Source organism: Pseudonocardia sp. DSM 110487 (assembly GCF_019468565.1).
Classification (GTDB): Bacteria; Actinomycetota; Actinomycetes; order Mycobacteriales; family Pseudonocardiaceae; genus Pseudonocardia.
In genome coordinates this window covers 5,181,574-5,198,621 of sequence record NZ_CP080521.1, presented here as the reverse complement: position 1 = coordinate 5,198,621, position 17,048 = coordinate 5,181,574, and the positions used below count along the sequence as shown (strand labels likewise).

At 72.2% G+C, this 17,048-nt stretch carries 19 protein-coding genes; 10 read left to right on the top strand and 9 right to left on the bottom strand.

What is annotated here, in order from left to right; translation table 11 throughout:
• Nucleotides 1-14: 14 nt before the first annotated feature.
• Nucleotides 15-278: a phosphoribosyl-ATP diphosphatase gene (locus K1T35_RS24330; RefSeq protein ID WP_220254007.1), complete on the top strand. Its 264-nt coding sequence runs from the start codon at nt 15-17 to the stop codon at nt 276-278.
• Between the two features lie 86 nt (nt 279-364).
• Complete coding sequence (hisG, locus tag K1T35_RS24325; RefSeq protein ID WP_220254006.1) at nt 365-1,276, top strand: ATP phosphoribosyltransferase; 912 nt, start codon at nt 365-367, stop codon at nt 1,274-1,276.
• Between the two features lie 24 nt (nt 1,277-1,300).
• On the opposite strand, the gene K1T35_RS24320 is transcribed toward hisG, so the two are convergent.
• Both K1T35_RS24320 and K1T35_RS24315 read right to left on the bottom strand, forming a co-directional pair.
• Nucleotides 1,301-2,161, bottom strand: a complete 861-nt coding sequence (locus K1T35_RS24320; protein WP_220254005.1) for a thioesterase family protein — start codon at nt 2,159-2,161, stop codon at nt 1,301-1,303.
• Complete coding sequence (locus tag K1T35_RS24315) at nt 2,158-2,688, bottom strand: hypothetical protein (RefSeq protein ID WP_220254004.1); 531 nt, start codon at nt 2,686-2,688, stop codon at nt 2,158-2,160. Before K1T35_RS24315 ends, K1T35_RS24320 begins: the two co-directional genes overlap by 4 nt.
• A 97-nt stretch (nt 2,689-2,785) precedes the next feature.
• Between K1T35_RS24315 and K1T35_RS24310 the strand changes: the two genes are divergently transcribed.
• The 3 genes from K1T35_RS24310 to arc all read left to right on the top strand — a co-directional run bounded on the left by K1T35_RS24310 (nt 2,786) and on the right by arc (nt 6,736).
• A complete protein-coding gene (locus tag K1T35_RS24310) occupies nt 2,786-3,673 on the top strand; it encodes a RecB family exonuclease (protein WP_220262817.1) in 888 nt (295 codons plus the stop codon).
• 138 nt (nt 3,674-3,811) lie between these two features.
• Nucleotides 3,812-4,684: a tRNA (adenine-N1)-methyltransferase gene (locus K1T35_RS24305; protein ID WP_304940828.1), complete on the top strand. Its 873-nt coding sequence runs from the start codon at nt 3,812-3,814 to the stop codon at nt 4,682-4,684.
• A gap of 237 nt (nt 4,685-4,921) precedes the next feature.
• A complete protein-coding gene (gene arc, locus K1T35_RS24300; RefSeq protein WP_220254003.1) occupies nt 4,922-6,736 on the top strand; it encodes a proteasome ATPase in 1,815 nt (604 codons plus the stop codon).
• A 25-nt stretch (nt 6,737-6,761) separates the two neighbouring features.
• Here arc and K1T35_RS24295 read toward each other — a convergent pair whose 3' ends face one another.
• Complete coding sequence (locus tag K1T35_RS24295) at nt 6,762-7,397, bottom strand: phosphatase PAP2 family protein (protein ID WP_220254002.1); 636 nt, start codon at nt 7,395-7,397, stop codon at nt 6,762-6,764.
• Nucleotides 7,398-7,458: 61 nt separating this feature from the next.
• Nucleotides 7,459-8,562, bottom strand: a complete 1,104-nt coding sequence (locus K1T35_RS24290) for an MFS transporter (RefSeq protein ID WP_220262815.1) — start codon at nt 8,560-8,562, stop codon at nt 7,459-7,461.
• Nucleotides 8,563-8,658: 96 nt separating this feature from the next.
• Here K1T35_RS24290 and K1T35_RS24285 point away from each other — a divergent pair, with 96 nt between their 5' ends.
• Both K1T35_RS24285 and K1T35_RS24280 read left to right on the top strand, forming a co-directional pair.
• Complete coding sequence (locus tag K1T35_RS24285) at nt 8,659-9,432, top strand: helix-turn-helix transcriptional regulator (protein ID WP_220254001.1); 774 nt, start codon at nt 8,659-8,661, stop codon at nt 9,430-9,432.
• Between the two features lie 10 nt (nt 9,433-9,442).
• A complete protein-coding gene (locus tag K1T35_RS24280) occupies nt 9,443-9,844 on the top strand; it encodes a VOC family protein (protein ID WP_220254000.1) in 402 nt (133 codons plus the stop codon).
• Here K1T35_RS24280 and K1T35_RS24275 read toward each other — a convergent pair.
• Genes K1T35_RS24275 through K1T35_RS24260 form a run of 4 tightly spaced genes read right to left on the bottom strand, consistent with a single transcriptional unit; the run spans nt 9,823 to nt 13,506 of the window.
• Nucleotides 9,823-10,542 (bottom strand): DUF6597 domain-containing transcriptional factor, encoded by a 720-nt coding sequence (locus K1T35_RS24275; RefSeq protein ID WP_255620651.1) that lies wholly within the window; start codon nt 10,540-10,542, stop codon nt 9,823-9,825. The genes K1T35_RS24280 and K1T35_RS24275 overlap by 22 nt on opposite strands.
• Before the next feature lie 45 nt (nt 10,543-10,587).
• Nucleotides 10,588-10,902 (bottom strand): hypothetical protein, encoded by a 315-nt coding sequence (locus K1T35_RS24270; protein WP_220253998.1) that lies wholly within the window; start codon nt 10,900-10,902, stop codon nt 10,588-10,590.
• Entirely contained in the window at nt 10,883-12,205 is a 1,323-nt protein-coding gene (locus K1T35_RS24265; RefSeq protein ID WP_220253997.1) for an acyclic terpene utilization AtuA family protein, read from the bottom strand. Before K1T35_RS24265 ends, K1T35_RS24270 begins: the two co-directional genes overlap by 20 nt.
• Nucleotides 12,202-13,506, bottom strand: coding sequence for a CitMHS family transporter (locus K1T35_RS24260; RefSeq protein ID WP_220253996.1), 1,305 nt, complete (start codon nt 13,504-13,506; stop codon nt 12,202-12,204). Before K1T35_RS24260 ends, K1T35_RS24265 begins: the two co-directional genes overlap by 4 nt.
• A gap of 98 nt (nt 13,507-13,604) precedes the next feature.
• On the opposite strand from K1T35_RS24260, the gene K1T35_RS24255 reads away from it, so the two are divergent.
• Nucleotides 13,605-14,552 carry a LysR family transcriptional regulator gene (locus K1T35_RS24255; protein ID WP_220253995.1) on the top strand — a complete coding sequence of 316 codons (948 nt, stop codon included), beginning with the start codon at nt 13,605-13,607 and terminating at the stop codon, nt 14,550-14,552.
• A gap of 54 nt (nt 14,553-14,606) precedes the next feature.
• Here the strand turns inward: K1T35_RS24255 and K1T35_RS24250 are convergent, their stop codons facing one another.
• The gene (locus K1T35_RS24250) at nt 14,607-15,170 is read right to left on the bottom strand and encodes a YceI family protein (protein ID WP_220253994.1); all 564 of its coding nucleotides are present in this window, start codon (nt 15,168-15,170) and stop codon (nt 14,607-14,609) included.
• Nucleotides 15,171-15,257: 87 nt separating this feature from the next.
• Between K1T35_RS24250 and K1T35_RS24245 the strand changes: the two genes are divergently transcribed.
• Entirely contained in the window at nt 15,258-15,767 is a 510-nt protein-coding gene (locus K1T35_RS24245) for a MarR family winged helix-turn-helix transcriptional regulator (RefSeq protein WP_220253993.1), read from the top strand.
• A gap of 82 nt (nt 15,768-15,849) precedes the next feature.
• Nucleotides 15,850-17,037 (top strand): esterase-like activity of phytase family protein, encoded by a 1,188-nt coding sequence (locus K1T35_RS24240; protein ID WP_255620650.1) that lies wholly within the window; start codon nt 15,850-15,852, stop codon nt 17,035-17,037.
• The last annotated feature ends 11 nt before the right edge of the window (nt 17,038-17,048 follow it).

The following is a 17,048-nucleotide window of genomic DNA, read 5'->3' as shown; positions in this document are numbered from 1 at the left end:
GAGGAGAAGGGCACGTGAAGACCTTCGACGGGCTGTACGCCGAGCTGCTCGAGCGCGCCGCCACCAGGCCAGAGGGCTCGGGCACGGTCGCCGCGCTCGACGCCGGGGTCCACGAGCAGGGCAAGAAGGTCCTCGAGGAGGCCGGGGAAGTCTGGCTCGCGGCCGAGCACGAGGCCGACGACGCGCTGGCCGAGGAGGTCTCCCAGTTGCTCTACCGGATCCAGGTCCTCATGATCGGGCGCAAGATCACGCTCGAGGACGTCTACAAGTACCTTTGAACCCCTGTGCATCTCTGAACCACAGTGCATCTTGCACGGCACTGCATTTGTGAACGGCACTGCACGTAGCTTTTGAGGAGAGCCCCATGCTCCGCGTCGCACTCCCGAACAAGGGAACGCTGGCCGAGCCCGCCGCGACCATGATGCGAGAAGCGGGGTACCGGCAGCGCACGGACTCGCGCGACCTCAGCATGCTGGACGAGGACAACGAGGTCGAGTTCTTCTACCTGCGCCCCAAGGACATCGCCACCTACGTCGGCTCCGGCGACCTGCACCTCGGCATCACGGGCGCCGACCTCATGGAGGAGTCGGGCAGCCAGGTCAAGCGCGTCATCGAGCTGGGCTTCGGGGCCTCCAAGTTCCGCTTCGCCGCACCTCCGCTCACCGAGACCGGGGAGGAGTGGACGATCAAGCACCTCGAGGGCAAGAAGATCGCCACCTCCTACCCCCGCCTGGTCCGCGCCCACCTCGCGCGCAACCGCGTCCGCGCCGACATCATCAAGCTCGACGGTGCCGTCGAGATCTCCGTGCAGCTGGGCCTTGCCGACGCCATCGCCGACGTCGTGTCCTCCGGCCGCACACTGCGCCAGCACGGCCTCGTCGCCTTCGACGACGCTATCGCGGTCTCGCAGGCCACCCTGATCGAGCGCGAGCCGCGCCCCGACCGCCCCGAGACGGCCGAGACCAAGGCGGCCAAGGTCGTGTTCACCGGCCGCTTGCAGGGTGTCGTCTACGCGCGGCAGTACCTGATGCTCGACTACGACTGCCCCGACCGCGTGCTCGAGCAGGCGAAGCGGATCACGCCCGGCATGCAGGCACCAACGGTTTCCCCGCTCACCGAGCCCGGCTGGTCGGCGGTGCGGTCGATGGTGCGCCGCACCGTGGCCAACAAGGTGATGGACGACCTCGCCGATTTGGGCGTGCGCGCGATCCTCACCTCCGAGATCCGCTCCTGCCGCGCCGTCGACGGGGCTGCGATCCAGCCGTACCCGAGCTAGGCCACAGGCCGGCGAGCGGCGGCCCTACTCGACCACCGGACGGCGCGGGCGCACGATCAGGGCCTGCGCGCCGCGGGCGGTGTGGCCGTCCTCGTCGTACAGGAGTGCCGACACCGTGCCGGCACCGGCGGGGCCCACCACCGTGGTGGCGTCGACCCCGATCCACTCGCCCACCGGCTGGCGGTGCAGGTGGACGGTGAGCTCAGTGTTGACGAAGAGCCAGTCACGCAGGTCCAGCGGCGCGCCGACGCCGTTCGCGCAGTCGGCCGCCACCATGAGCCGCTGCACGGAGGTGGGTTTCTCGCCCGCCACCAGCGGCACCCGCTGCCGGAGCCACGCCGTTCCCGGGCCCGCACCCGGCGGCCCGCCTGCCACCCAACGCCACTCGACGGCATCGATGAAGCCGGGGAGCCATCCTTCGCTCCAGCTCGTCTGCAACGTGCCCTGCTCGGGCGGCGGCATGGTCTCCGTCCCGCCGACGGCCACGGCCGTCGTGTCGCCCGCGGCGACCCGCCAGCCACGGGCACGCAGCACCGGGCGGCCGGCCGCGGTCATCTCCGCCGCTACCAGTTCGATCGACCGGCCAGGGCGCTCCACCGCGGCGGACACCTGCACCTCGCCCGCCGGAACCGGCCCGAGCACCTCGACGGTGATGCGGGTGAGCTGCACGGCAGGCCCGTCGGGCAGCCGCTCGAGGGCCCTGACCAGCAGTGCCGACGGCGGCCCCACGTGCTGGGCGTCGGCGAACCACGGCCCCGTCGTCGACGACGTGGCCTGGAAGCGGGCGCTGTCGGGCCCGTCGAGCGGCAGGTAGAACGGCTCGAGCTCGGCCGGCGTCGCTGGGCGCGGGTGCTGTGCCGTTGATTCGCTCGCAAACTCGCTCATGTGCCGGCGCGCGAGTTGATGCCCGTCGCGGTGCCCGTGCCGGACAGCAACCACCGGCCGTCGACCCGACGCAGGTGGGTGGCGCCCTGCCCACTCCTGCCGTTCACCTTGGAGGTCCAGTTGAGGGTGGCCTCGTTGCCGTTCACCGTGACGTCGTCGATCGTGGCGTTCTGCCCGACCTGCTCCACGATCCGCGCGTTCTCCGGGATCGCGTAGACCGCGGTCATGCCTTCTTCGCAGGTGTTGGCGTCGACGCCGCGGGCGCCGAGGTCGGCCAGCAGCCTGCTGGTCGTCTCCGGTGCGTTGTAGCCGCACGCCGCGGTGAAGTCCCGTGCGCGGAGGGCGCGGTAGTAGTCGTGGAACACGGTCTCGATCGCCTGCCGGTCGGCGGCCGGGTCGGGCGGAGGCGTCGTCGGGGCCGGAGGAGGGGCTGGTTGCGCGGCAGGCATCCCGGCGACCGGGTTGCCGCACCCGGCGAGGGCGGCGACCAGCGCGGCGGCGGCCACCGCGGTGCGGATCGTCTTCACCGGGTTCAACCTAGAGCAGCCGCTTCCGTGCCGGCCGCGCCGCCCGGGAGTGTCAGGGGTCTCGCCTACTCTACGGAGCGTGACGGACACCGCGGGCATGGAAACCGCAGGCGCGCCCGCGGTCGAACTGGCCCCGCGGCGCCGCCCTGCGCTGTCGCCCTCGCGGGCCGGTGACTTCAAGCAGTGCCCGCTGCTGTACCGCTTCCGCGCCATCGACCGGCTGCCCGAGCAGCCCTCCCGCGCCCAGGTGCGCGGCACGCTGGTGCACGCGGTGCTGGAGCGGCTCTACGACCTGCCCGCGGCGCAACGGTCTCCCGAAGGCGCCCGCGGGCTCGTCGGGCCGGTCTGGGAGGAGCTGTGCGCCGAGCTGCCCGAGCTGGTCGGGCAGCTGTTCGAGGGCGCGGACGACCCCGAGCTGCCGGTGTGGCTGGAGTCCGCGGGCGGGCTGCTCGATGCGTACTTCCGGCTCGAGGACCCGCGCCGGCTCGAGCCCGCCGCCCGTGAACTGCTGGTCGAGACGGAGCTGGGCTCTGGCCTGTTGTTGCGCGGCTACATCGACCGCCTCGACATCACTCCATCGGGTGAGATTCGGGTGATCGATTACAAGACAGGCTCGGCGCCCGGTGAGGCGGGCGAGGTCGCGGCGATGTTCCAGATGAAGTTCTACGCGCTCGCGCTCCTGCAGGAGCGCGGTGTGGTGCCCACCCAGCTGCGGCTGCTCTACCTGTCCGACGGCGAGTACCTCACCTACGAGCCCGACGAGCCCGAGCTGCGCCGCTTCGAGCGCACTCTCGAGGCCATCTGGGCGGCCATCCGCACGGCGGGGGAGACGGGCGACTTCCGCCCCAACCGCACCCGCATGTGCGACTGGTGCAGCCACAAGGCGTTCTGCCCCGCATGGGACGGCACTCCGCCCGAGTATCCCGGCTGGCCGGAGCCGGCCGCGGAGGCCGACGCGGAGACGGTCCTCGATCGGATGGAGTAATCCGGCTCGCCCGATCACCCGATCGGCCCAAGTGGGCCAAAACATGCCGAATGTCCGTTTTGCAACACGGAAGAGGCGGCGCCGCGGCCGCCGACCGCCGTGCGGGCCGTCCGACCGGGACCGTTAGCGTTACGCCTCGTGCCCGAGCCCCGACCCGCCGAGATCGACCTGCCCGCCCGCGGCGGCCCGTTCCGTGCGGGGGACCGGGTGCAGCTCACCGACCCGAAGGGCCGGCACTACTCGATCACGTTGCAGGCGGGCGCCGAGTACCACACGCACCGCGGCGGACTCGCCCACGACGACCTGATCGGCAAGCCGGAGGGCAGCCTGATCGTCTCGCCGGTCGGCACGCCCTACCTGGCGCTGCGGCCGCGGCTGGCGGACTACGTGCTGTCGATGCCGCGCGGGGCTCAGGTGATCTACCCGAAGGACGCCGCGCAGATCCTGATGTGGGGCGATGTGTTCCCGGGGGCCCGCGTGCTGGAGGCGGGCGCGGGGTCGGGGGCACTCGCGTGCTCGTTGCTGCAGGCGGTCGGGCCGGAAGGCCGGGTCGTGTCCTACGAGGTCCGCGCCGACCACGCCGAGCACGCCGAACGCAACGTGCGGCAGTTCTTCGGCGAGCTCCCGGAGCACTGGAGCCTGCGCGTCGCTGATCTCGCCGCGCTCGCCGAGCAGCCGCTCGCCGAGTGTTTCGATCGCGTGGTCCTGGACATGCTCGCTCCATGGGAGCACCTGGACACCGTCGCGAAGGCGCTCGTGCCCGGCGGTGTCCTCGTGGGCTACGTCGCGACCACCACCCAGCTGTCCCGGCTCGTGGAGGACCTGCGCTCCCAGCAGTGCTGGACGGAGCCGCAGGCGTGGGAGACGCTCATGCGCCCGTGGCACGTCGTGGGCCTCGCCGTACGTCCGGAACACCGCATGCAGGGTCACACGGCGTTCCTCGTGACGGCGCGCCGTCTCGCGGAGGGTGTCGTTCCGCCCCGCCCGCAGCGCAGACCGACCAGTCGATGAGCGAGCGTCAGCGAGCGAAAATCGACGCAGCGCTCGCGAAGTGCTGTCCGAGCGTCAGCGCGGACGAGCGATGACCTCGACCGGCTTAACGGGGTACGGCCCGCTGGTAACCGGATCAGGACGATCGCCTGGCGTCAAGGTGCCGTCCGGTGGAGTGGTGGATCACCGGTTCGCCGCAAGGTGGGAACCGCCCATTGGCAGGTACCGTATGGAAACGGAACACGGAGGGAGGATGCCGTGAACCCCTACGACGGTCCCGGCAGGCGCGAACCAGGTGATCGTGGCGAACTCAGCCCCAGTGAGGCCGCCGCGCAGATCCGGTTCCTCGAAGAGGAAGTCGCTCTGCTCCGCCGCAAGCTCACCGAGTCCCCGCGGCACGCACGTGTCCTCGAGCAGCGCCTGGCGGAGTCGGCAAGCCGGCTCGCGCAGCTCTCGGCCCGCAACGAGAAGCTCACCGAGACCCTCAAGGAGGCCCGCGGCCAGCTCGTGGCGCTCCGTGAGGAGGTCGACCGGCTGGCGCAGCCACCGAGCGGCTATGGCGTCTTCCTCTCTCGTTACCCAGACGAGACGGTCGACGTGTTCACGTCCGGGCGGCGGATGCGCGTCGCCGTGTCCCCCGCGGTCGACACCGCTGACCTGAGCAGCGGCCAGACCGTGCGGCTCAACGAGGCGCTCACCGTCGTCGAGGCGGGCGACTACGAGCGCATCGGGGAGGTCTGCGGGCTGCGCGAGGTGCTGTCCGAGCCCACCGAGGACGGCCTCGCCGGCCGGGCGTTGGTGATCGGGCACGCCGACGAGGAGCGCGTGGTGTGGCTCGCCGCGCCGCTGTTCCCCGGCCCGGACGACCCTGACGGCGTCGCGCTCAAGCCCGGAGACTCCCTCCTGGTCGACACCAAGGCCGGCTACGCCTACGAGCGGGTGCCGAAGGCCGAGGTCGAGGACCTCGTGCTGGAGGAGGTGCCCGACGTCGAGTACGAGGACATCGGCGGCCTGTTCCGGCAGATCGAGCAGATCCGCGACGCCGTGGAGCTGCCGTTCCTGCACGCCGAGCTGTTCAAGGAGTACGAGCTGCGCCCACCGAAGGGTGTCCTGCTCTACGGCCCTCCCGGCTGCGGCAAGACGCTCATCGCCAAGGCGGTGGCCAACTCGCTGGCCAAGAAGGTGGCCGCCGTCCGCGGCGACAACCCCGAGGACGGCCGCGCGTTCTTCCTCAACATCAAGGGCCCCGAGCTGCTCAACAAGTTCGTCGGCGAGACCGAGCGGCACATCCGCCTGATCTTCCAGCGGGCCAGGGAGAAGGCCTCGGCCGGCACCCCGGTGATCGTGTTCTTCGACGAGATGGACTCGATCTTCCGCACCCGCGGTTCGGGCGTGTCCTCCGACGTCGAGACCACGATCGTGCCGCAGCTGCTTGCGGAGATCGACGGTGTCGAGGGCCTGGAGAACGTCATCGTCATCGGCGCCTCCAACCGCGAGGACATGATCGACCCCGCGATCCTGCGGCCGGGCCGGCTCGACGTGAAGATCAAGATCGAGCGGCCGGACGCCGAGGCGGCGCAGGACATCTTCTCCAAGTACCTCACCGACACGTTGCCGATCCACGCCGACGACATGGCGGAGTTCGGCGGCAACCGCAAGGCGTGCATCGACGCGATGATCCAGCGAGTCACCGAGCGGATGTACGACGAGACGGAGGAGAACCGGTTCCTCGAGGTCACCTACGCCAACGGTGACAAGGAGACCCTGTACTTCAAGGACTTCAACTCGGGCGCGATGATCCAGAACATCGTCGACCGGTCGAAGAAGGCCGCGATCAAGTCGGTGCTCGAGACCGGCCAGCCGGGGCTGCGCGTGCAGCACCTGCTGGACGCGATCGTCGACGAGTTCGCCGAGAACGAGGACCTCCCCAACACCACCAACCCCGACGACTGGGCGCGTATCTCCGGCAAGAAGGGGGAGCGGATCGTCTACATCCGCACCCTCGTCACCGGCAAGAACGCCGAGACGGGCCGCGCGATCGACACCGCGTCGAACACCGGCCAGTACCTGTAGCCCTCATCGCGAAGCGGCCCACCGATCACACCGGATCGGCGGGCCGTTCGCGTGTGTCGATCAACGCGGTGTCGATCAACGCCGTCACGACGAGCCCGACGCCGACGACCGCGGCCACCGCGCCCACGACGTCGGTCGGGAAGTGCTCGCCGAGCACCACCCGGCTCGCCGTCGCGACGGCCACGGCGAGCACCTCGGCCACCAGCACGGCTCGCCCCCACGTCGGCGCCGACCGGCGGCACAGGACCACCGCGGTGACCGCGACGGCGGTGATGACGGCGGCGTGCCCACTCGGGTAGGTCCAGTCCTGCCCAGCGCCCGGTGGGCCGGGCCGCTGGAAGAGCACCTGCGTGCCGGCGACGGCGGCGCAGGCGACGAGCAGGATGCCGTGGCGCCAGAGCCCTGCCCGAACGGCGGGCCGGCGCAACGCCGCGGCGACGGCGAGGAGGAGACCGGCCACCGCGAGCAGCATCCCCACCCCGGCGGCCGCCTCGACGACCGGCGCGGCCACCGGCGGCCGGAACTCGCGCACGAACCACGTGTCGAGGGGGGACCACCGGTCACGCACGACGGCACCCAGCACCGCCGCCGTGCCGATGGCAGCGCCGCCGCCGACGAGCAGCCGGGTCCTGCGGTCGGATCCGAGATCACGTGAGATCACCCCCGAAGCGTGCCGCGACGGACGCACCGCGCCATCCGGGATGGCCCCCAGGCCCCCCTGATCACGGTTCTCGCAACGTCCGCAGCAGCAGCCAGCTCACGCCCGGGAGCGCGATCAGCGGTGCGAGTGCCACCTGCAGGGACGTGTGGTCGGCGGCCGCACCGATGAGCGGGCTCGCGATGCCGCCGACGCTGACGGTGAGGCCGAGGGTGACGCCGCTCGCGGTACCGACGCGACGGGGCAGGTAGTCCTGGCCCAGCGTGATGCTGAGCGAGAACGGGACGTACAGGCAGGCCGAGGTCAGGGCCACGCAGACGAGCAGGAGCGGGCCGGGGACGAACACCACGCCCGCGACGGCGAGCACGCCGAGGGCGCCCGACCAGCGCACCACCGTGACGCGGCCGAACCGGTTGGCCAGCGTCCCGCCGAGCACGGTGCCGACGGCGCCGCCGAGGTACAGCACGAACAGCGCGGCGGTGCCCGCGGCGGCGCCACCGCCGGTGCGCTCCGCGGCGTAGAGGGAGATGAACGCGCTCAGCCCGACGAAGACGATCGAGCGGCAGACGATCGAGCCGGAGAGCCTGCCGAACGACGCCCAGTCGTCGGAGCCAGCCGCGGAGGCGGCGTGGCCGGCGGTGGGCCGGGGCGCCGGGATCGCCCGCACCGCCGCCACGCAGAGCACGCTGCCCACCACGGCCGGCAGGATCAACAGCGGCGACGCGGCGAGGCCGCCGAGCGCGACGACCCCGGCGACCATGAGCGGTGCGAACGCGAAGCCGAGGTTGCCGCCGAGTGAGAACCAGCTCATCGCGGTGTGGCTCCCACCGCTCGCGGCGCGCGCCACGCGGGCGGACTCGGGGTGGTAGGCCGCGACCCCGATACCGGACAGCGCCACGAGCGCCAGCGTCATGGCGTAGGAGTCGGTGACGCCGCATAAGGCGACACCGACGCCGCCGAGGAGTGTGCTCACCGGCAGCAGCCACGGCATCGGCCACCTGTCGGTGAGCGCGCCGAACACGGGCTGCACCACCGACGACAGCAGAGACGCGGCGAGGACGAGGCCTGCCGCCGCGGCGTAGGTGTAGGCGCGTTCGGACACGAAGAACGGCACCAGGGCGGCCACGGCACCCTGGTAGACGTCGACACAGGCGTGCCCGGCGGCCATGAGGGCGATCGGTCCGGTGCGGTTGACGAGCTGTCGGGTCACGCCTCGATCGTCGCCGCGACGTGGCGTGTCCCGCTTCCGATAAAGTGCCGACACATGCCGAACATCCGCCACGACCCGGTGGCGCCGACCCGGCAGCAGCCCCTTGCCAGCGGCGAGAGCATCGACCCACACCGGCACGACGACCACCAGATCCTCTACGCGGGCTCCGGTGTCCTGGCGATCACCACCGACGCCGGCACCTGGTTCGCCCCCGGAACCCGCGCGATCTGGGTCCCGGCCGGCACCGTGCACGCCCACCGCGCATACGGCGATCTCGAGCTCCACATGCTGGGCCTGCCGGCGGCCACCAACCCGCTCGGCCTGGACCGCCCCACCGTGCTGGTGGTGAGCCCGCTCCTGCGCGAGCTGATCCGCGCGTACACCGGGGCCCCGCACGACGACGGCCCCGAGCGCCGCAGGCTCCGTGCCGTACTGCTCGACGAGCTGCACGCGTCCCCGCAGCGACCGGTCCACCTTCCAGAGCCCACCGACCCGCGGCTTGCGGCCGTGTGCGCGGCCCTTCGCCGCGATCCCGCCGACGCCCGCACGCTCGCCGCCCTCGCCGCCGACGCCGGGGTCAGCGAGCGCACGCTCACGCGCCTGTTCCGCGCCGAGCTCGGGATGACCTTCCCGCAGTGGCGCACCCAGCTGCGCCTCTACAACGCGCTGCGCATGCTCGCCGACGGTTCCCAGGTCACGACCGTGGCCCACGCCTGCGGCTGGTCGTCCACCAGCGCGTTCATCGACGTCTTCCGCCGCGCGTACGGCCACACCCCCGGCACGCACCTGTCCGATTCGTTCACGACCCGACGCCGGCACCGCGCCTAGCGTCTCGCCCATGACGATCGAAGCGAAGCTGGACGCCATCGGCATCGTCGCGGCCGACCTGGCGAAGTCACTGGCCTTCTACCGCGCGCTCGGGCTCGCCGTGCCCGACGGCGCCGAGAACGAGCCGCACGTCGAAGTGCAGCTCGGCGGCGGCATGCGGCTGATGTTCGACACCGAGGAGACGGTGCGCTCGTTCCACCCGTCGTGGAGCCCTGCCGTCGGTGCCGGGCGGATCGGCCTCGCCGTGTCGCTCCCGGACGCGGCCGCGGTGGACGCGATGTACGCGAAGCTGACCGCCGCAGGCCACCACGGTGAGCTGGAGCCGTTCGACGCTCCGTGGGGGCAGCGCTACGCCAGCATGAACGACCCGGACGGCAACGGCGTGGACCTCTACGCGCCGTTGGATCGCTGACCGCCGTAGATCTGGCTCGGGGCGACGCCGGCCAGCGCCCGCATCTCCCGGGACAGGTGCGGCTGGTCGGCGTAGCCGGCGACGGCGGCGGCCTCCGCGATCGGGACGCCGTCGTAGAGCAGGAGTGCGGCCCGCCGAAAACGCAGCACTCGGCGCAGCACCGCGGGCCCGTACCCGAAGGCGGTGAGGCAGCGGCGGTGCAGGGAGCGCTCGGTCCAGCCGAGCCGGTCGGCCGTGGCCCTGGCGGATGCGCCGTCGGCCAGCTGCGCCGCGACCGTGCGGACAGCGAGCTCGGCCGGGTCGCCCGGCAGCGCGAGCGTGAGGCCGAGGAGTACCGGAAGGGGACGCTCGCCCTGTTCGAGGCGGGCGAGCGCTCGCCGCGCGAGGGCGGGCTGCAGGTCGGCAAGCGGCACCCGCTGGTCGCGTACCTCAGCCGCCGGGATCCCGAGCAGTGCCGGGAGCCGGCCGGGGGCGAAGCGCAGGCCGGCACTCAGGACGCCGGGCTGCCGGCGAGCCGGTTGCGGCCCGGTGTCGGGCCCGGCGACGAGGAGCTCCTGCCCCGTCCAGACCAGGTCCATGCACCCGTCCGGCAGCACGTGCACGGACTCAGCGGGGGAACCGGCGGCGACCCCGGCCGTCCACGCGCACTCGATCTCACCCCGCAGCTGACGGGGTGGCGGGATCTCCCGGTAGCCCACGTCATCAACGGTAGCTCCACCCCCCGACATCGGCTGGGCACGCTCTCACCCCTCCGGCAGCTCCAGCGCGAGCAGCCGCGAGCTCAGCGACTTCCCGTGCGTGTCGAGGGCCAGCGACGTCGTCACGCCGCCGTCGTGGACCTCGGTGCAGACGAACTGCAGTGCCTGCAGCAGCGGGAGCTCGTAACGGCGCACCTGCCCGCCCACGTGGCCGGCGAGGTGAGCGCGCACCCGCTCCGCGGTGAGCTCGCGGACGAGTAGCGGGTAGTCCCCGTCGGAGTAGGGGATCACCGAGAGGGTGGCGACGTTGCCCTTGTCGCCCGCCCGGCAGTGGGCGAGCTCATGCAGCCGGACGGGCATCCGAGGCCTCCACGATCGTGACGGTCGGCGCGACCGCCGCCCGCGGGACGAGCGTGGACACCACCCCGATGACCTCCCCGGTGAACACGCGCACGCCACCGCCTCCCGACGGTCCGTTGGTGTAGAGGGCCTCGACCTCGTGCCCGATGACGTCGAGCACGGACCTCTCGGTTGCCAGCGCCGCCACCCGCACCCGGCACTCCGCGTGCTCGTCGCCGTCCGGGGGTGCGACGCCGAGCACGTCGATCCGCGGGCGCACCGGCAGGCCTGTGAGCCGTGCGGCGAGGACGTCGGCGGCGAGCGCGGCGCGCCGGTCGGCCCGCGGGCCGGAGTAGGAGATCTCGGCCTCGACCTTGTGCCCCGCCCGGTAGCCCACGCTCACCTTGAGCTGGTCCGGGCGCGGCCGCCCCAGCGCGCCCGCCACCCGCACCCGATCCGGCCCCACCTGCACGGCGGTCACGCCGCGCAGGTCGAGTACGACGTCGGGGGTGCGGTAGCCGGTGGGATCGGTGATCTCGTAGAGCAGCTGCTCCCGCACCGTGGCCCGGTCGAGCACACCGCCGGTGCCGGGCAGCTTGGCGTACTCGGCGGTGCCGTCCGCCGCGACGTCCGCGTACGGGAAGCCGAGGTCGGCGAGGCCCGGCACGTCCTTGACGCCAGGGTCGGCGAAGTATCCGCCGGTGAGCTGGCCCGCGCATTCGAGCAGGTGCCCGACGAGCGTGCCGGCCGCCGCGAAGCCCGGGTCGGCGAGGTCGCGGTCGAGGCGGTGGGCGAGGGGCGCGAGGAACAGCGAGGGGTCGGCCACCCGCCCCGTGACGACGACGTGGGCCCCCGCCTCGAGCGCGGGCAGCACGGCGTCGGCCCCCAGGTACGCGTTCGCGGCGACCACCTCGCCGTGGGCGACCAGCGGCCGCCCGTCCTCGAGTGCGGGGGTGTCGAGATCGAGCCGGTCGAGGACGTCGTCGCCGGTCACGACGGCGATGCGCGCGGTCGAGCCCAGCCGGGCCAGCAGGTCCCTGGTGACCTCGCCTGCGCGCAGCGGGTTGGCCGCACCCATGTTCGTGATCACCCGCACGCCGCGCGCGAGAGCCACCGGCAGCAGCCGTTCGAACCGGGCGACGAGCCGCGGGTCGTAGCCCGCGGCGGGGTCGGCGAGGCGACGTTGCTGCCCGAGCGCGATCGTGCGCTCGGCGAGGCACTCCAGCACGATGTCGGCGAGCCCGGCCCGCTCGGCCAGCTCGACGGCGGGTTCGAGCCGGTCGCCCGCGAACCCGGCGCCTGCTCCGATCCGGACGGTCCTCATACGATCGCCCCGGTGGCGAGCGCGACCGCCGTCATGACGAGCGTGGTGCCGAACGCCCAGCCGAACACGAACCGCTGGTGGGCGCCCAGCTGCACCCCGGCCATCCCGACCAGGATGAACGTCGATGCGGTGAGCGGGCTGAGCGGGAAGCCCGTGGTCATCTGGCCCAGGATCGCGGCTCGAGCGACCTCGGCCGGGTCGCCGCCGAGCGCGGCCGAGGTCTCGGCGAGCACCGGGAGCACGCCGAAGTAGTACGCGTCCGGCGTGAACACGAGGCTCAGCGGCATGCTGGTCACGGCCACGAGCGTCGGGAGTGCGCCGCCTGCGCCCTCGGGCACGAGACCGACGACCGCCCTGGCCATCGCCTCGATCATCCCGGTGCCGCCGAGCACGCCGGTGAACACCCCGGCGGCGAAGATCATCGTGGTGACGAGCACCACGCTGTGGCCGTGCCGGGTGAACAGGTCCTTCTGGGCCTCCCAGCCGGGCCGGTTCACCAGCAGCGCCAGCACGAACGCGACGACGAACACGACGGGCAGCTCGGCCAGCTGGGCCAGCAGGACCACCACGAGCGCGAGGGTGAGCGCGACGTTGAGCCAGAACCGGATGCGGTCGACCGGCGCCTCCGCGGGCGCGTGAGCCGCGCCCGGCGCATCGGCGGGTACGGCGGCGCCGGGCTCGGTGACCGTCCCGATCCGCTTGCGTTCGGCGCGCCCGATCAGCACGGCCGCCACCAGCACCCACACGATGCCGGCGCCCATCGCGGGCAGCACCGGCACGAAGACGTCGCCGCTGGTCAGGTCGAGGGCGGCCATCGCGCGTGCGGTTGGCCCGCCCCACGGGATCATGTTCATCACGCCGGCGGCGAGGCAGATCACCGCGGTGAGCACGAGCGGGCGCATGCCGAGCCGTCGGTAGATCGGCAGCATGGCGGACACCATGATCAGGAAGGTGGACGCGCCGTCCCCGTCGAGCGCGACGAGGAGCGTGAGCACCGCCGTCCCCACGGTGATCTTCAGTGGGTCGCCGCCCGCCCAGCGCACCACGCGGCGCACCGCCGGGTCGAAGAGCCCGGCGTCGACCATCAGGCAGAAGTAGAGCACCGCGAACGTGATCATGATCGCGACCGGGGCCACGGTCTCGAACCCGCCGAGGATCAGCTCACCGAGCCGGCCTCCCGCGCCGACCACGATGGCCGCGAGGATCGGCAGCACGGTGAGCGCGACGAACACCGACACACGTTGGGACAGCACGGCCACCAGGAAGGCGGCGATCGTCAGGAAACCGGTCGCGGCGAGCATCGTTGACCTCCGGCGTCGAGTTCCGGTCACCCTCCGCGACAGGAGCAATGCAGGTCAAACACCAATTTCCGATAGATTCATGCCCTAAAGTCATAACTGTGAGCACGAATCTGACGCTCCAGCAGTTGCGCGTGGTGGTCGCGGTGCACGAGGCCGGCAGCTTCACGGCGGCGGCCGAGCAGCTACTGGTGGCGCAGTCCTCGCTCAGCCGGACGGTGGCCGAGGTGGAGCGGCGGCTGGGCGCGCCGCTCTTCGAACGGACCACCCGGCGGTTGGAGCCGACCCCGGCCGGTCGGGAGATCGTGGCCGCGGCCCGGCGCGCGGTCGATGCGGTGGACGCCGAGATGCGCCACGTCGAGGGCTACCTCGCGGGGCGAACGGGGCGGGTGCGCATCGCGACGCTGCCCTCGCTCGCCGCGATCCTGCTGCCCGGGGTGGTCTCGGCGTTCCGGGCCGAGCACCCGCAGGTGGAGCTCTCGATCGAGGACGCGCTGTCGGACGAGGTCCTCGAACGGGTCCGCGGCGGCCTCGTCGACCTGGCGGTCACGGTGGTGTCGCAGACGCCCGACCCCCTGGACGGCCTCACGGTCACGCCGGTGGCCACCGACCGGTTCTGCTGCGTGGTGCCACCCGCGCATCGGTTCGCCGGCCGGGACGTGCTCTCGTGGAGCGAGCTCGCCGGGGAGGCGTTCATCGCCTTCGACCGCACCACGAGCATCCGCCAGCACGTCGATGCCTCCCTCGCCGCGGCGGGCGTCACGCCGCGGCAGGTGGTGGCGGCCCGCAACATCGCCGCGGTCGCGGGCCTGGTGGCGGCCGACCTCGGCGTCTCGGTGGTGCCCGGCCTCGTCCTCCCGCTGATGAGGTTCGCCGGGGTGCGCCACGTCGTGCTGGACGAGCCGGCCGCCCACCGGACGATGGCGGTCGTGCGGGCCGCCGCGCGCCCGCTCTCGCCCATCGCGACGGCGTTCGTCGCGGCGCTCACCGATCCCGCGCTGACGCGGCCCGAGTTGCCGGAGCAGGCGCGCTGGCTGGACGCGACCTGAATGCGGAACGGCCCGGCCCCACGGGAATGGGCCGGGCCGTAGTTCACGGGTGGCTCACGCCTGGCGGAGCACGCCCTCGATCTCGAGGTGGATCTGCACCTTGTCGCTCAGGACCACGCCGCCGCCGTCGAGCGGCATCTTGATGTCGACGCCGAAGTCGTTGCGGTCGATCGTGGTGGAGGCGGAGAACCCGGCGCGGGTGCCGCCCCATGCGTCCGGACCGAAGCCGTTGACCTCGAGTGCCAGGGACACCGGCTTGGTCACGCCCTTGATCGTCAGCTCGCCGTCGACCACGAGGTCATCGCCGCTGGCGCGCACGCCCGTGGAGCGGAAGGTCCACTCCGGGTGGTTCTCGACGTCGAAGAAGTCGGCCGAGCGGATGTGCCCGTCGCGCTGCTCGTTGTTCGTGTCGATCGAGGTGGCGTCGATCGTCGCGACGACGGAGGAGTCGGCCAGGTTCTCGCCGGTGACGATCTCGCCGGAGAACGCGCCGAAACGGCCGCGTACCTTGCTCACCATCATGTGGCGGACCGTGAAGGAGACATCGGAGTGGCTCGTGTCGATGTCCCAGGTTCCCGCGAGGTAGCCCGGGATCGAGGTGGTGGTTGCGCTGGTCATCGGAGCTCCCAGGGTTAGTTGAACTCTCACTTGTTGAGAGGGACACTAGCGTAAGGCGCATGAGCGTTCAACTATTCCGGAGGTGTGGTGTCCGACACGCGATGGCTCGACGAGCACGAGCAGCACACGTGGCGCAGCTTCCTGACCGCCCAGCGGCTGCTCTTCGACGGCATCGAGCGGCAGCTGCAGCAGGACTCCAGCATTCCGCACACCTACTACGAGATCCTCGTGCGGCTGTCCGAGGCGCCAGAGCGCACGCTGCGGATGAGCGAGCTCGCCAGTACCTCGCTGTCCTCCCGCAGCCGCATCTCGCACGCGGTGGCCCGGCTGGAGGAGTCCGGCTGGGTACGGCGGCGGCCGTGCGAGCACGACAAGCGCGGCCAGCTCGCCGAGCTCACCGAATCGGGCATGGCAGGCCTTGAGGCGGCCGCTCCCGGGCACGTCGAGGCCGTGCGGCGGGGCCTGTTCGACGCGCTCTCCCCTGAGCAGGTGGCGGCCCTGCGTGACGTCAGTGACACCCTCGTCGCGCACCTGTCGAACGAACCGGTGTGGCCGGCGGCAGACGATTCCGGCTCCGAGGCGGCGACGGGCGAATAGCGGCCCCGTCGCTGTGTGCGGGTCGCCGTCCGGTCACCTCGGTGTCACCTTTCGGTCGTCCCGTCCGGGTGGGATGCGGCCCATGTCGTTTCGTCGCCGCCCGGCCGTCCCCCGCCTGCTCGCCGCCATGGCAACGCCGGCTCTCGTCCTGACGGTTGCCGCGTGCGGGCCCACCGCATCCCCGCCCGAGGCGCCACCGGCCTCGACGACGCTCGAGGTCGGCGCCTTCCTCGGTGAACACCGCATACCGCCCGGCACGCAGTACGGCGGCACCACCGTCGGTGGGTTCTCGGGTCTGGACCGCGATCCGGAGAGCGAGAGCTGGGTCATCGTCAGCGACGACCGCTCGTCGCTGCAGCCTGCCCGGTTCTACACGGCGAACCTGCGGTTCGACGGCCCGGACGCGGCGCTCTCGGCCGTCGAACTCACCGGCACCACCCCGTTCCTGCGCCCCGACGGCACTCCGTACCCGCCGCTGGAAGGCGGCGACGGCACCACCGTCGACCCGGAGGACATCCGCGTCGACCCGGCCACCCACCAGCTCATCTGGAGCCAGGAGGGCGAGCGCCTCGTGCCGGGCGACGGCACGGCACCCACGCTGATCGACCCCGGCGTCCGATTCGCACAGCGCGACGGACGCGTCGGCGCCGAGCTGGCGGTGCCGCCGGAGCAACGGGCGGATGCGGGCGATCGCGGCATCCGGCAGAACCAGGGTCCGGAAGGCCTGACCCTCGCCGACCGCGGCAACCTCGTCGTCACCGCGCTGGAAGGTCCGCTGCTGCAAGACGGCCCGCTGCCGACCCGCACGGTCGGCGCCCTGTCCCGGATCGTGCTGCAGACCAGGGCCGGTGAGATCGTCTCCGAGTTCGTCTACCCGCAGGAGCCGATCTTCGCCGACCCGGTGCCCGCGGACGGGTTCGCGAACAGCGGCGTGACCGCCGTGCTCGCCGTCGACGACGCCGACCCAGCCCACTACCTGGTCGTCGAACGGTCGTTCGTGACGGGCGTCGGGAACAAGATCCGTCTCTACGAGGTGGACACGGCAGGTGCCACCGACATCGCGGGCGGGCAGCAGGTCAGCGGCGCCACCCCCGTCACCAAGCGGCTGCTCCTCGACCTGGCGGATCTCCCGCTCGCGTCGGTCGACAACATCGAGGGAATGGCGTGGGGCCCCGACCGCCCCGACGGCTCCCGAACGCTGGTGCTGGTCAGCGACGACAACTTCTCCGAGACACAGGTCACCCAGTTCGTCGCGGTGGCCGTCCGGTAAGCGCACGGGAA